Annotated in this window: 11 protein-coding genes; 10 read left to right on the forward strand and 1 reads right to left on the reverse strand. The window is 43.9% G+C overall.

Annotation, left to right across the window (positions count from 1 at the left end):
- The first annotated feature begins 49 nt into the window (after nucleotides 1-49).
- The 7 genes from ABE547_RS09990 to ABE547_RS10020 all read left to right on the forward strand — a co-directional run bounded on the left by ABE547_RS09990 (nucleotide 50) and on the right by ABE547_RS10020 (nucleotide 12,228).
- Nucleotides 50-5,602, forward strand: a complete 5,553-nt coding sequence (locus tag ABE547_RS09990; RefSeq protein WP_347378638.1) for a sialidase family protein — start codon at nucleotides 50-52, stop codon at nucleotides 5,600-5,602.
- A gap of 349 nt (nucleotides 5,603-5,951) precedes the next feature.
- Nucleotides 5,952-6,089, forward strand: a complete 138-nt coding sequence (locus ABE547_RS09995; protein WP_347378639.1) for a hypothetical protein — start codon at nucleotides 5,952-5,954, stop codon at nucleotides 6,087-6,089.
- Between the two features lie 210 nt (nucleotides 6,090-6,299).
- Complete coding sequence (locus ABE547_RS10000; RefSeq protein ID WP_347378640.1) at nucleotides 6,300-7,097, forward strand: hypothetical protein; 798 nt, start codon at nucleotides 6,300-6,302, stop codon at nucleotides 7,095-7,097.
- Nucleotides 7,098-7,134: 37 nt separating this feature from the next.
- On the forward strand, nucleotides 7,135-8,631 hold the full coding sequence (locus ABE547_RS10005) for an AAA family ATPase (RefSeq protein WP_347378641.1): 1,497 nt from the start codon (nucleotides 7,135-7,137) through the stop codon (nucleotides 8,629-8,631).
- A gap of 3 nt (nucleotides 8,632-8,634) precedes the next feature.
- Nucleotides 8,635-10,014 (forward strand): polysaccharide biosynthesis tyrosine autokinase, encoded by a 1,380-nt coding sequence (locus tag ABE547_RS10010; RefSeq protein WP_347378642.1) that lies wholly within the window; start codon nucleotides 8,635-8,637, stop codon nucleotides 10,012-10,014.
- A gap of 25 nt (nucleotides 10,015-10,039) precedes the next feature.
- Nucleotides 10,040-10,942, forward strand: coding sequence for a hypothetical protein (locus tag ABE547_RS10015; RefSeq protein WP_347378643.1), 903 nt, complete (start codon nucleotides 10,040-10,042; stop codon nucleotides 10,940-10,942).
- A gap of 17 nt (nucleotides 10,943-10,959) precedes the next feature.
- A complete protein-coding gene (locus tag ABE547_RS10020; RefSeq protein WP_347378644.1) occupies nucleotides 10,960-12,228 on the forward strand; it encodes a nucleotidyltransferase family protein in 1,269 nt (422 codons plus the stop codon).
- A gap of 51 nt (nucleotides 12,229-12,279) precedes the next feature.
- On the opposite strand, the gene ABE547_RS10025 is transcribed toward ABE547_RS10020, so the two are convergent.
- Nucleotides 12,280-12,999, reverse strand: coding sequence for a LytTR family DNA-binding domain-containing protein (locus ABE547_RS10025; RefSeq protein ID WP_347378645.1), 720 nt, complete (start codon nucleotides 12,997-12,999; stop codon nucleotides 12,280-12,282).
- A gap of 308 nt (nucleotides 13,000-13,307) precedes the next feature.
- Here ABE547_RS10025 and ABE547_RS10030 point away from each other — a divergent pair, with 308 nt between their 5' ends.
- The 3 genes from ABE547_RS10030 to ABE547_RS10040 all read left to right on the forward strand — a co-directional run bounded on the left by ABE547_RS10030 (nucleotide 13,308) and on the right by ABE547_RS10040 (nucleotide 14,683).
- On the forward strand, nucleotides 13,308-13,763 hold the full coding sequence (locus ABE547_RS10030; RefSeq protein WP_347378646.1) for a hypothetical protein: 456 nt from the start codon (nucleotides 13,308-13,310) through the stop codon (nucleotides 13,761-13,763).
- 176 nt (nucleotides 13,764-13,939) lie between these two features.
- Nucleotides 13,940-14,260 (forward strand): PqqD family protein, encoded by a 321-nt coding sequence (locus ABE547_RS10035; RefSeq protein WP_347378647.1) that lies wholly within the window; start codon nucleotides 13,940-13,942, stop codon nucleotides 14,258-14,260.
- Nucleotides 14,261-14,278: 18 nt separating this feature from the next.
- Nucleotides 14,279-14,683, forward strand: coding sequence for a hypothetical protein (locus tag ABE547_RS10040; protein ID WP_347378648.1), 405 nt, complete (start codon nucleotides 14,279-14,281; stop codon nucleotides 14,681-14,683).
- The last annotated feature ends 161 nt before the right edge of the window (nucleotides 14,684-14,844 follow it).

The following is a 14,844-nucleotide window of genomic DNA, read 5'->3' on the forward strand; positions in this document are numbered from 1 at the left end:
TTTAATATAGATGATAGATATGAAGAAAAAATAAATGAGGAGGTCAATTATGAAAAAACATGTCAAGAAAATTCTTTCGTGGATGTTAGTTCTGTGTATGACATTTGGATCCGTGTCGTTGAATGCGTATGCGACAGGAACAGATGGATCTCCAGAAACATCCTCAGAAGAACAAACAGAAGGCAATGACACAGAAGTTACTGAAGAATATACTCCGTCAACGCTGTCATTGACTATGGGTACAAAGCCTGCAGACGGAACAACTACCGGTAATCCTTTTGTAAAAGGAACGGCAGGAAGCAACAGCTTCCGTATTCCGGCTATGGTAACATTGAGTAATGGAACCATTGTCGCAGCGGCTGATGCACGTTGGAATACGACTTATGACGGCGGAGGTCTGGATACAATCGTATCTTACTCTACAGACAATGGAGCTAACTGGAACTATACATTTGCCAACTATCTGGGAGATAATGGAAATGTATACAATGGCTCCGGTTCCACAGCATTTATCGACCCGGCTTTGGCAACAGATGGTGAAACAGTATACATGCTGACAGACCTGTATCCTTATGGAGTGGCTCTGAATGGATCTGGAAATACGGCACCTTCCACAGCAGTTGGATTTAATAGTGATGGTACACTGAAACTGGCAGCAGCGGGATCCAGCACATACAATTATTATCTGAAAGATGGACAGATCTATGACAGCAGTAATAATGTTGTTAGTGGATATACAGTTGATGCCTATTTTAACATTAAAGGAACGAATTGTGATACGAATCTGTTCTTCTCTGATTCTCCATATCAGGTAGTTCGTACCGGTTATCTGTATCTGACAAAATCTACAGATGGCGGTAAGACATGGTCAGAACCGGCCTTGATCCCGAATGTGAAGACAAGCAGTGAACAGGTATGCCTGGCAGGACCGGGACGTGGTCTGGTGACAAGTAAAGGGACAATTATTTTCCCGGTTTACAGTTATAATGGAAGTGCTGATTCTCAGTGTATGGGGTTCATTTATTCTGCGGATAGCGGGGCAACATGGACAAGATCTTCGGAGGCAACTTCGAGTAAGTGGAGTTCGGAAGCAGCTGTTGTGGAACTGAAAGATGGTACCCTTAGATTCTTCTACCGTAATGGAGAGAGTAAGCTGTATTATGTGGATTATGCCAATAGTGCATGGGGAACGCCTGTGAATACGGGTATTGCAACCAATTCCAATACACAGATATCCGCTATCAAGTACTCCAAGACGGTTGGTGGTAAAGACGTCATACTGGTATCCTGTCCGACTGGTTCTGGTAGTAATGGATCTAATAGTAGCAGTGCAAGTGCCAGATTAAACGGTAAGATTTTTGTGGGTTATGTAAATACCGATAATACTATGAGTTGGCAGAGTGATAAGGCGATCTCTGTTACGTCTAATAACAGTCAGTTTATGTATTCATGTCTGACAGAGCTATCAAATGGTAAGGTAGCTATTCTGTATGAAAATCAGGAAAGTGCATGGGGAACCGGTGATAATTGCTATTACACCATGGATTTTCAGACGTATGATCTGGGATTAGATGTGGATTCTGAGAATGCGGGAACGGAGAATGGCTCAACGATAACAGATGAAACAACCCAAACGGTAGTTACAGCTCCAGGTGGTAAAGAATTGACCAGTATCGACGTGAAAGAGGCTCAAGTGAATGGACTTGCAGGTAAGACTTATGTGGCTTATGATATTACGTTAAATGATAGTTCATATACAGATTCTGCGGATGTATCTATTGTATTACCTAACGATATGAAAGACCTTAATGAGAAGCAACTGACAGGTTTTACAGTTAATACAAACGGTAGTTTAACATTTACGGAAGGGAAATTAAAGGATGGAGTTTATACCTTCACAGCACCACATTTCTCTGTACAGGGTGTGTTGAGTCTGGAGGATATAAGCACAAAAGATGTTATGTTGTATGTCGGAGATTCCGAGACTGTTACGGATGATACTGGAAATTATTCAAGCAATTATACTAATCCTAATGCAATAATTGCAACTATGCAAGTGAAAGGGGAAGACGGTCAGAAAGGCGGAAAGAAGTATACTGAAGCCAGTGTTACCTGTGATACTTTGATTAGTAGTAATAAAAGTAACTGGACAACTGTAAGTGGATATTATTATACTCCAGATGGCACTAATTATTATCCGGTATATGCAAAGCGCAGTTCTAGTTGGAGTTGGAGCGGTAGGTCCTATACTTATACTTGGGGGTATTCTATAACGAGTTCTACCAGTAATGTAACTCAGATTGGTACGCAATCAACGAAAGATACTTCTTCAATAGCAAATATTACTGTTTATACGCAGTCAACAACGGATCCAGTTCCTGCTTCTACAACAATTACTTTTACAGGTGTTGCTGCCGGTGAGACTACAGCTATTGTAGGAACAACTCTGTATAATATTACAGTCAAACGAAAGACAGAGACTGTGTCAATATCTGTTGGAGGCACTGCCACTTATACAGACAGCACAGTAGCATCCGGTGTAACGAATTCGAATTCATCTGTGGTAAAAACAGAGGTGAAAGATGATGAGATTACCTTTACTGGGCTGAAAGATGGTACGGCAAAGGTTACAACAGCGGGAGTTGAATACAATGTGACCGTCAATGATGGTACCCCTATTTCTATCAAAGAAAACGAAACAACAATCATATCAGTTGATCTGAATAATGGAGAAACAGTGACATGGTCCAGTGCAGATAGTAATTATGTAGGTGTGGCTGGCAAGTACGATACTTCTGCGGAAGCTTATACCAATGAAGCAATCCTCGCAGGACAGAATGTTACAGACAGTCCGGTAACTGTAACTGCTACCATAAAAGATGCGGATGGCAATGTTGTCAGAACTGCCAAATGGCTGGTAACAGTCACAGAAGGAGATGCAGATACCAATACAACTTCCAAGGATATTTACTTCAATATCAATACGATCGAAAATTGTACAGTTTATTATTCAATCAATGGTGGCGAACTGATTCCGGTTAACGGAACAGGTGTTACAACCGGTAATTGGACAGAAAATGGCACCTATACAGGTCATTTTAATATCATGTTCTTTGCAGCACCTGATGAGGGTTACGCATTAACCTACATGAGTATCTCGGGTTCTGCGGATCAGTATTATACACTTTCCAATGGTAATCCAGATGGTACGGGCAGTGATGCATGGCCGTTTAATGATGCCAATGCGAGCGCAATTCCTTCCAGTTCAAGTGATTCTGCATGGAAGTCAATAAATAATTCTCTGCATGGTTTTCGTTGGGCTTTGTTGGAAGGCAATATGTCCATTGACCAGATGAAGGTACTGTTTTCCAATGCTATTGCACTGGGATGTGATGGTGCAACAACCATAACAAAGAATTCAACAGAAGGATTTGGAACTGTAAGTTCTCCAAAGGTATGTAAGTTTGTTGCACAGAAATTGCCTACTGTTGAGAAAACAATTAAGTCTATTACTCATGACGGAACAGAAACAGCATATACGGATGGTATGAAGGTTGAAATTGGTGATACGATCAATTACAGCGTAGTTGTTACTCGTTATGCAACCAATGCTACATACGGTACCATCACTTATGATAATGAAACTCTGACTGATGAGTTAACGAATAATAATGGTATCAGCAGTCCAGATTTGGGGACATCAACGACATCCGATAAAACTTATACATATACAACATCACTGACATTAACAATGAGTAATTATGCAGACGTTGTAAAGGATGGAAAAATTACCAATACAGCAGACTTCTCCTATAGTTACAGCTCACAGTATAGTGCAGGTAGTCTGACGTCTGAAGCATCAGCAGTTGCAGATATTACAGTTAACATGCCAGAATATGTCATTGACTTTGGTTTGCCGGTAAGTATTAATTTGGGTGATGTTTTAGGTAATACTACGATTTCATCCGGTATCGCGAAATATGGTACGATTTCAGCAAATGGAACATCCTTTACTTATACACCAAACACAACATTGAAGGATAATGATCATGTGACGCTATCATTGTCAAATGGACAGAGCTATGGTGTTCGTATTATTCCTGCTACGACAGTTTATTATGAAGAAGGTTTTGCGACGTTAAGCGGATTCACAGGAGGCGGCAAGGGTACTGGTGCTCAGACATCTTCGATAGTTGGTTCTAGGAATCATTATGGTTATGATGCAAAATATGCAGCAGAAACGACAGGCCCATCTAATAGCACAGAGGCAGTATCTAATGCAAAAGGAAGTACTGCGGAATTCACATTCACAGGTACAGGTATTGATATATTTGCAAATTGTGCATCTAGTACCGGTAACGTGATGGCTCAGCTGTTTAAAGCAGATGGTACTCTTGTAAAATTGATGACTATTAAGACCGCAGCAACAGGCGCTTATGGTGATCAGGTTTCAACAGGTGCATATAATTCGGTGATCGCTTCTATAAAAGGTTTGGAACATGGAGATTATAGAGTGAAAATTACAACGACTAATGCAAATTCTGTTAGATTAGATGGATTCCGTGTTTATGGTACACTAAAAGATGAAGCAACCAATGCTGCTTATGCAAGCGACTTGGAAGAAAATCCGACATTCTTTAATCTGAGAGACGCAGTGTTAACCGCATTGAATGCAAATGCAGGAAAAGATAGCGCTGATATTTATGCGCAGGTATTTGAGAAAACAGATGGAATAATTGATAGAGTTATTGTATTAAGTAATGCGGAGCTTAATTCTGCAGATAACACAGATACTCTACTGAATGAAGGTCCGAAAAAAGAAATCTATCTGAAGAAAGGGCAGGCACTTGTATTTAAAGTGTCTACAGATCGTAAACTGGAGCTTGGTCTGAAGGCTGTGAATGATTCGGTTACATGTACGGTCAATGGAACATCTCAGACGATCACATCTGATACGGATATGTTCTATGAAATTACGAAGACTAACGATGGAACAGTGACGGTTACAAATACTGGGGATGGTATTCTTGCAGTTACGAATCTGAAGATTTGTGACGATCCAAACGCAGCATTTGCAGAATTAGATGAAGATGATTTCAATGATGCACTGATTGCACTTGGATTAATGGAGGAGCCGGAAGTTCCGGTTGTTGAAGCTGATGCCAACCTGAACATCTCTGTTGTTGACTACAGTGGTTCAGAACTTGCTTCCACATCCCTGACTGCTACAGGTGCAGAAGGGGAAGAGAATGTATTTGCGGCAGCAGACATTTTAGAGGCTGCAAAGGCTGTTCTTCCGGATGGCTATGCATTTGCAGATGAAGCAGCCGTGGCAGATCAGTCAGTTGCTTACGGTGCGGATGGTACAGTAACTGTACAGGTCGGAAAGGTTGCGACACTGAATGTTACTTATAAGAAGTTATTTGGCAAGAGTGTTGGAACAGCAACGCTGACAAAAGTTCAGACTTCAGGCAGCTCAAAAGCATCCTTTACAGCATCTGATATCAGAGCGGCAGCTCCGGAAGGATATACAGTTATGACATTACTTGGAACCAGTGTGAAATACGGTTCCAGTGGTACCAAGACGGTATATGTATATTAAGGAATAATGAAATTAAGAGGCACAGGAGATTATCTTGTGTCTCTTTTGAAATTATAATATGAAATATATAATATTTATTAATTGATATAGAAATGATTGATTTTAGAAAACGAATATGTTATACTGATTTCCACATCAAGAATTCAGACGAGGGCTATGGCCATTCATTCATCTGATCATCCGTTTCGAAAACGGTTCATAAATTCAAAGGCAGTTTCGCCGATTATTTCAATCTTAATGAAAAGCAGAATACAAAAAGGAGGTTACAGCATGGGCAAGGGAAATGCTGCGGTCAGGCAGTGGATGGGAAATCCGGAGCGATTTGCAGATTTGTTTAACGGAATGATATTTGAAGGGTATTCGGGGCCTTGTAGAGATTGTAAAGGATCTGGGAATCGCGAAAGAGATTGCAGTCCGGAAAGTCATGGAGAAGTATCAGTGCGCCAGAGAGCAGGCGGAACAGGAGGTACAGAAGTACTGGGGATAATCTGTCGGTGCCGGGACTTGCTGAACTTCATATTCCCTGCTTCCTGTAACGGAACGCATTCAAAAAGGCTGAAAAGACAAGTTTTTCATTTTTTCGGTCTTTTTTCTTTTTCTCTTTTTTGTTATAGTATAAAGGGTTATTATGCAGATATTATGTAGAATCTGACTTTCGCTTTTGAGCGGAAAGTCTTGGATAAAGAGGTGCATTCAGATGAAGAAGTTAAAGATATTCAGTGTGCTGCTGCTTCTGGTATCCATAGGAGCGTTCGTTGCGTTTCAGGGATATCGCAAGGTGGTGCAGGATAATAAGCCTCCGGTGGTTACCTGTGACAGTGAGGAGTTGAAGGTGTCGGTTGAGGCTGAGGAGGAAGATCTGCTGAAAGGCGTGACGGCGAAGGATAATCGTTCGGGAGATGTGACGGATTCGATTGTGATCGAGAGTCTGTCTGCGTTTACGGAGGAGGGAACCCGGATCATTACGTATGCAGCGGTGGATAAAAGCATGAATGTTGGAAGATGTGAGCGTACGCTGGTATATGAGGATTATGAGCCGCCGGTATTTCACATGACCGGGTCGCTGTGTTATTCGGCGGGTGGGAGCATCGACATCCTGTCCTGTATTACGGCAGACAGTGTGCTGGATGGTGATCTGACTTCGAATATTAAGTATTCATTGGAAAAAACGGTCAACACGATGGCGGCAGGGGAGTATCCTGTGGAGTTTCGCGTGATGGACAGCGGTGGTAACACGGTGTATCTGAAGACACAGATCAGTATATCGGAGAAGAATTATTCGGGAATCCACGTGAGTCTGAGTGATTATCTGATCTATCTGTCTGTCGGAGATGGATTTGATCCGGCTGCCTATTATGCCGGAGCTGACAGAGAGGGGACGCTTACCATTCAGTCCAATGTAAATACTGCAGAGGCAGGTACGTATTATGCAGACTATATTGTCAATGGTACGTCATCCAACGGAAAGAGCAGGCTGGTCGTAGTCGTGCAGTAAGGACTTGCAGGTATTCTTGAAAGAAAGGTCAAAGGACATGGAGAAGGAAACACAGAAAAAGCAGATGGAGACAATCTACAATATTGTCTGGGACGTGGTGAGAAACTGGTGGGTGATACTGTTCATTGGGATATCAGCTGCGCTGCTTTGCTATATTGCATCTGCGATTACATATCATCCGACATACACATCCAGTACGACGTTTGTAGTATCGGCGAGAGGAACAAGTACCGGTGCGTATGCCAACGAAAGTCAGACAAAGAAGCTTACGGATACATTTCAGTCGGTACTGGACAGTCAGATTCTGAAGAAAAAGGTGGCAGAGTCTCTGGATATGGAGCGTTTTCCGGGTACGATCAAGATTGCGGTTGTGCCGGAGACGAATCTTCTGACGGTATCTGTGACCAGCGATTCCCCGGAGATCTCGTTCCGGCTGCTGAACAGTATGCTGGAGCATTATCCGGAAGTGTCTCAGAATGTATTGGGAGAAGTTGTGCTGGAGGTCTTTGAAGAACCGGACTTCCCTTCCGCGGCGGATGTGGCATTTCAGGGGAAAGCTGTGATGAAAAAAGGATTTCTCGCAGCAGTTTCGCTGATCATTCTTCTGTTGTCCGTACTGTCTTATCAGCGGGACAATGTAAAGAGCGAAGATGAAGTGGCTGATAAGCTGGATACGACGGTATTCGGAACGCTGAATCATGAGTCTTCCTATCGGAATCTGAAAGCACGTCTGAAGAGGCAGAAGAAGAATATACTGATTACCGAACCGGCAGTCAGCTTTGGATTTGTGGAAACGATCAAGAAGATGCGGACGAAGCTTTTATATAAGAGCAGTAAGGAACAGGGAAATGTACTGTTGATCACCAGTGCGATGAAGAAGGAAGGAAAGACGACGGTGGCAGTGAACCTGGCGCTTGCCATGGCTCAGAGAGGGAAAAAGGTTCTGCTCATAGAAGGCGACCTGCGCAGAAGTGGGCTTGCAGATCTTCTGGGAGTGGATGTGCCGAACGGAGCCGGACTGGGAGAACATCCCGGTGGAAATATTGAAGATCTGGTATTTCAGATGAAGGATAAAAGCCTGTATCTTCTGGTTAACAATGTGCCGCATGCCAGGTCGACTGAATTTCTTGGTTCCAGGCGATTTGAGGCATTTCTGGATGCCATGCGAGGAAAGATGGACTTTGTAATCATTGACGGACCTTCGGCAAAGGGAAGAGCCGATGCAGAAGTTCTTGCCAGAAAGGCGGATTTTTCACTGCTGGTTGTAAAGCAGAATTATACGAAGGTTCCTTATATTAATGATACGATTGATATGCTGGATCGTTATGGAAAGGGGCTTCTTGGCTGTGTATTCAATGATGTACTGGTAAGCGGAGCGATCATCAGTTCCGGATATGGTTACGGCTACGGTTACGGCTATGGTTATGGAAGGTATCATTACGGAAAGTATTATGGTTACGGCAAATACCAGTCTTACTATGACCGCAGACAGGATGAGCAGGAAACAGTTGCAGAGAAGAAAGAGGAGAGCTGATAGATGGGTGTTCAGGAAAATGAAAAAAGCCAGGAACCGGAGCTGATCGACATTACAGAGATGTTGTCGGATTATTTCCGTATCTTTCGCAGAATGTGGGCGTGGGTTCTGATTCTGACGCTGCTTGGAACCGGCATATTTTATATTCGCGCCAGGGTGCAGTATCAGCCGCGCTATACGGCATCCGCAACGTTTACGGTGAATATACAGAGAGACCAACAGGGAGTTGGCGAATCCGGAACGGTGGCATTTTACAATAACTCGGCTGCGGAGCAGATGGCCAAGACATTTCCCTATATTCTGACTAGCGGTGTTCTGAAGCGTAAAGTTGCAAAGGATATGGGAACCGGCAGTGTGACGGGAAATATTCAGGCGAACGTTGCCGAGAATACGAATCTGCTGACGATCTCTGTTACTGACCGGGATGCGGGACGTGCATATGCGATTCTGCAGTCTGTGATTAAAAATTATCCGGAGATATCGGAAGTGATTGTTGGCAAGACTAATATGGAGATGCTGGATGAGACAGGAATCCCGCCGGAGCCGGATAATCCGAAGGAATTTAAGAAAAGTGCTCTGAAAGGCGGCTTATTCGGATTTCTGATCGCGGCTCTCTGGACGGCACTTCTGGTGGTGACCCGAAGAACCGTTCGAAAGGAATCGGACATTCACAGATGGATGCATACCAGATGCCTGGGAACTGTCCCGGAGATACATGAAAAGAGACGATCCGGAACTTCTCAGACGAGGATGGTTCTGACGGATCCGAAAGTGGAAGAAAAGCTTCAGGAATCATTTCGTATGATCCGCAATAAAGTGGAATATCATGCACATGAGTACCATCTGAAGACATTTTTGATCACCAGTGCGCTTGCCGGAGAAGGTAAGAGTACGATTGCTGTTAATCTTGCACTTTCTCTTGCACAGGCGGGAAAGAAAGTGGTTCTGATCGACTGTGACCTGAGACATCCGACGGACCGTAAGATCCTGAATCTGGATCCGGGGGAAGGTCTCGGGGAAGTGCTTGAGCATAAGAAAAAACTGGCGGAATGTATCATTAAGAGTAAGGATATGGGACTTGACCCGGAGATGCGTCTGATGTTCCTTCCGGGCGGAACATCTCTCAGGGATGGCTCAGAACTTCTTGGAACGGAGTTCATGCACCGCATCATAGCCAGAATGGAAGAGTGGGCAGACTATGTGATACTTGACAGTGCTCCGGCAGGACTTCTGACGGATGCTGTTGTGCTTGCGCAGTACGCGGACGCTGCGGTGTTCGTGGTGAGAAAAGATTTTGCCAGAGTGGATCACATCATGGATGGCATGGAGCATCTGGCGGAAAGCCAGGTGCAGATTATCGGCGGAATTCTGAATGGTGTATAGACCGGAAGCGGTAAAGGAGAGACAGATGAGAAGTAACAGATATCTGATTGGCCGGATACAGATAGAATTAAATATGCCGGATGATATGTTAAGTCCCCAAAATCTGAAAAAGTTTTTGACGAATGAAAGAGAAACCGGGGCCGTCATCTACACGTTGGAGTTCAGCGATGACATACAGAGCATTGAATCCATGCTGAGGGCCCGGAAGCTTGAAGGATCACGGGAAGTAAAACGTGACAACCTGCATGTATTTACTACAGAATGCGGAGAGTGCAGAGTCATTAATTTTCATGGGGCAAAGATGCCGTATGCGGTAACCTGTCAGAAGGATGAAGACCACGTACAGGTCTGGTTTGATCGCGGCACGGAGCATATGTTGATCTATGACACGGTTTTTCTCTCTGCTTTGAGTCTTGAAAAGCAGATGATCCGGGATGCGGGGCTGATTCTTCATTCCGCATATATGTGCCGGGAGGATCAGGCGATTCTGTTTTCGGCGCCGTCAGAGACGGGAAAATCCACACAGGCGGATCTGTGGGAGAAGTATCGGGGAACCCGGACTGTCAACGGAGACCGCTCGCTGCTTTTGCGAAAAGAAGAAGGCTGGTATGCCTGTGGATGGCCGGTCTGCGGCAGTTCTGAAATCTGTTACAATGAATCGTACCCGATCCGTGCGGTAGTGATGCTGAAGCAGGCGAAGGAGAACCTTGCTTATCGCATGAAGCCGGTGGAAGCGTTTCGGGAACTGATGGGACAGATTACGATCAATACCTGGGATATTCCATTTCAGATGAAGGTTATGGATCAGCTGGAGATTCTGCTTCGGGAAATACCGGTTTACCGTCTGGAATGCAATATCTCGGAGGATGCGGTGAAGTGCCTGGAACGGGCGATTTTACAGGATGAAACAGGAGAGAACAGGATATAAGACGGGAGTAACAAAGAATGAGTGAGCAATATAGACTGACCAAAGTGCAGACGGAGCTGCTTCATATTATGGAAGCATTTATGGAGGGAAAGACGGAATATGCGCTGCCGGATACGATAGACGGCAAGGAGATTGAGGAATTATACAGACTTTCGGCTGTGCATAAGATTGCTTCTATTGTATATGAGATGATCTGGAGAGCACCGCAGCTATCCGGGGAAGAGTCTGGTCTTCTTGCGATGCGATGGAAACAGACGGCGCTTCGTGATGTGATGCTGCAGGTGCAGCGTACGGAAGGTTTTCTCAGGCTGTATCGCAGGTTGTGCGACAATGGTCTGAAGCCGCTGGTTGTGAAGGGGATCGTATGCAGAAATCTATACGCAAAGCCGGATTATCGTGTGTCCGGGGATGAAGACGTACTTCTGCGTCCGGAAGAATTTGAAGCCTGTGACCGCATTATGCAGGAAGAGGGATTCCAGAGAAAAGAACTTCCTGCGGAAGGTCTCCCGCACGAAGTTCCTTACCTGAATTCGAAAAATGGCGTATATATTGAACTCCATCTGTCTCTGTTTCCAGAGGAATCCGGTGCTTACGGGCACCTCAACCGGGAGTTTGAAGGAGTGCATGACCGCTGTATCTGTGAAAAGATACAGGATACGAAGGTGTGGACGCTTCATCCGACAGATCATCTGTACTATCTGATCTGTCACAGCTTTAAGCATTTTCTTCACAGTGGCTTTGGTATCCGCCAGGTGAGTGATATTATGATGCTGGCAAAACATTATGGCGAACAGATTGACTGGGCATACATTGCGGGACGTCTGAAAGAACTGCGGATGGACATGTTCTTTTGCGGACTTCTGCAGATTGGTGAGAGGTATCTTGGAATGTCCGGGAAAGAGATCGGTATCTCAGATGAGATCACATGGCCCGGGACAGACTGCAGTGCACTGCTTATGGATCTTCTGGACAGCGGAATCTTCGGGGACAGCTCTATGGAAAGAAAGCACAGTTCCAATATGACGCTGGCTGCTGTAAAGAAAGGAAAAAAAGACACGGTCGCTTCTCTGGGATCTTCCCTGTTTCCACCAATCTCGTATATGAAGAGGGGCTATCCGTGGTTAGAACGATATCCGTGGCTGCTCCCGACGGCGTGGATCATGCGCTGTATCCAGTATCTGAAGCGTGGGAAGCATGGCAGCAGATTGGGAAACGAAGAAGAAAACAGTGTTGAGATCGGGATGAACCGGGTGGAACTGCTTCGGCAATATCACATCATTGATTAAAAAAAGACAGCCGTATCGGTAATCACAGGATCACTGATACGGCTGCTCCCTTTACTTTTCGGCCGAATGAGTAATGAGATACTCGTTATAGATCTGTATAATAGAACTGCGTTTGCGCAGTGTCAGCGGGATCCGTTCGCCATTTACCAGGCGGATTTCCGAATCCAATACAGCTTCGATGTAATACATATTTACCAGATAACTTCTGTAACACCGGACAAAACATGTGCTGTTCAATGTCTGTTCGATGGAATTCAGGGCAAGGTTCGTCTCATAAGCCTGATTGGCGGTGTGGACGATACATTTCCTTCCGATACTCTCAATATATCGAATTTCCCGAACCGGTATATGGAATAAAAGCCGGTTGGAATAAATATTCAGAGTGTTCGTTGGTGGAAAGGCTGGAAGTATATAGCGGGTAAATATCTTTTCTAGCCGTTCTTTTGTGACAGGTTTTAAAATATAACCTTCAACTCCAAGATCATAACTTTCCAGACAATGGTCGGGGCTTATTGTCGTGAAAATAATGATCGGTTGTTTCCTGCGTGATTTCAACTGCCTGGCAGCTTCAAGGCCACTGGTGCCATTGAACAATATCCCGAGAAAGATGAGGGTGTAGTCTTTCTGAGAAGCCAGAAGTTCATCAGTGGTAGAAAAAATATCGATATCAAGCAGTGAATCGTCGAGCAGATACTTTTTCATGCAGGTAGCCAAGAGTCCGATTAATTGTTTCACATCTGCTGAATGAGGATCGCAGACAGAAATAAACATGTAATCCCTCCTCCCTACAATATCGCTTTGAATTATAAATAATTCACAGGGCAGATATTTCTTTTAATATATCATAAATTCGAAAAACAGGCTATGAAACTGTCATAATACGACGTAAAATGGCATATATTTGCATGAAATAAAAGCGGTAAGTTGTGAAAAGTTCGAATTGTGTTAAAAACAAGTCAAACAAAGATGAAATAAGGAATAAGGGGAAAAAAAGAGCAAAAAGAATAGATTGTGTATTCTTGCGGGACGGAAGCCCGGATGGTATGATAAAAACAGAAAATAAAAAGGAAATATAACATATGAAAGTCGTGAATACAAGAGAATACGTGTCCGTATTACGTGAATTAACAGAAGAGGGACAGGTGGTCAGTATGCAGATCGCAGGAAGCAGCATGTCACCGTTCCTGATACATAACAGAGACATGATCTGCTTTCGTAAGCCGGAGCCGGATCGCAGACTAAAAAAAGGAGACATGGTATTTTACCAGAGGATCAGCGGTCAGTATGTGATGCATCGTATCTGCAGAGTAAGCTCGGAAGGATATTACATGATCGGAGACGCTCAGTGGGAGATGGAAGGTCCCATTTCCGAAGAACAGATATTTGCCCGGATTATCCGTGTAAAGAGAAAAGGGAAATGGATAGAACCCGGAGATTTCTGGTGGGAATTCTTCGAACATGTGTGGATCCGGCTGATTCCGTTCCGGAGAATGATCGTACGGATCTACGGGAAAATAAGACGAACCAGGGAATAATATCCCGGAAACTTCCTCAAAAGAGTAATGCGGTGAAACGAAATACAGTAAAATGTTATAAAAAATACGGAAAAATAAGAGAAGAGAATTGACATTGCTATCCGATATGAGTAAAATATATTTGAACTATAATGTAGATTCTTATATAATACCATTTGTACAGGGGAGATAAATATATGATGGAACAACGTTTTGTGGCTAGAAAAGGCTTCCTTGTCCGGGAAATTGCTGGCGAGTTCATGTTGGTTCCTGTAGATACCGGAGGGGTTTACCAGGAAAAAACGGGAGAAGAACTTCCGGAATTCAATGGAGTGATACAATTGGATGAAGTCGGTGCATTTCTTTGGAACGAGCTGGAAAGCCCGAAGACAATCCAGGCACTGGTGGATGCAGTAGCTGAAGAATTCGATACAGAAGGACAGGATATCACTGAAGACATATGCGAGTTCCTAGATATAGGTATTAAGAGTCAGGTAATATTTATTTTAAAAGAATGATAAGGGAGGAAGACAATCATGGCAAGAAGTTACAGAAAACCAATGATGAATGTTGAGAAGTTTGTTGCAAATGAGTATGTTGCAGCATGTGGAGAAAGCGGTGTAGTATATAAATTTACATGTGATGCAGGCGGAGGAGTATACGGAAGCGTGTACCTGGAGTCCAATGGAAAGGAAGGTTTGCAGAAAACAGGAGGTTGGGGGTATCGTGCAGATACTTATTTAAGCGAATATCATGCATGTGGAACCACACATGAGGCAGAAAGTACAGATTCGTTCCTGAACGGATATTATGTAGTAGATGGAGGCTGGTTTGAAGAGGATACAGTGACTCCGGTAATTGTATGGAGAGGACCAAGGGGTAATAATACACACTGTACTGAAAATCTTGACATGAGCAAATGGGAGACTGCAAAGTCATAAACAGAACTGTAAAATGAATAAAAAAGCTGTTGTAAATCAGGCAGATGCCTTCTGGCAGGACCTTTTACAACAGCTTCTTTTATATCATATGGAAGGTTTGGAAAATCCGTACTGTGTGGAGATGGACAGGATGTGGTGGTATACGAGCGCCAGCAGAAACC

Origin of the sequence: Dorea sp. YH-dor226, from assembly GCF_039832105.1 — a bacterium.
Lineage (GTDB): Bacteria > Bacillota > Clostridia > Lachnospirales > Lachnospiraceae > Dorea_A.

Coding starts and splice junctions, on each gene's coding strand:
- ABE547_RS09990 (WP_347378638.1), top strand. CDS start 50: ATGAAAAAACATGTCAAGAAAATTCTTTCGTGGATGTTAGTTCTGTGT.
- ABE547_RS10000 (WP_347378640.1), top strand. CDS start 6,300: ATGAAGAAGTTAAAGATATTCAGTGTGCTGCTGCTTCTGGTATCCATA.
- ABE547_RS10005 (WP_347378641.1), top strand. CDS start 7,135: ATGGAGAAGGAAACACAGAAAAAGCAGATGGAGACAATCTACAATATT.
- ABE547_RS10010 (WP_347378642.1), top strand. CDS start 8,635: ATGGGTGTTCAGGAAAATGAAAAAAGCCAGGAACCGGAGCTGATCGAC.
- ABE547_RS10015 (WP_347378643.1), top strand. CDS start 10,040: ATGAGAAGTAACAGATATCTGATTGGCCGGATACAGATAGAATTAAAT.
- ABE547_RS10020 (WP_347378644.1), top strand. CDS start 10,960: ATGAGTGAGCAATATAGACTGACCAAAGTGCAGACGGAGCTGCTTCAT.
- ABE547_RS10025 (WP_347378645.1), bottom strand. CDS start 12,999: ATGTTTATTTCTGTCTGCGATCCTCATTCAGCAGATGTGAAACAATTA.
- ABE547_RS10030 (WP_347378646.1), top strand. CDS start 13,308: ATGAAAGTCGTGAATACAAGAGAATACGTGTCCGTATTACGTGAATTA.
- ABE547_RS10035 (WP_347378647.1), top strand. CDS start 13,940: ATGATGGAACAACGTTTTGTGGCTAGAAAAGGCTTCCTTGTCCGGGAA.
- ABE547_RS10040 (WP_347378648.1), top strand. CDS start 14,279: ATGGCAAGAAGTTACAGAAAACCAATGATGAATGTTGAGAAGTTTGTT.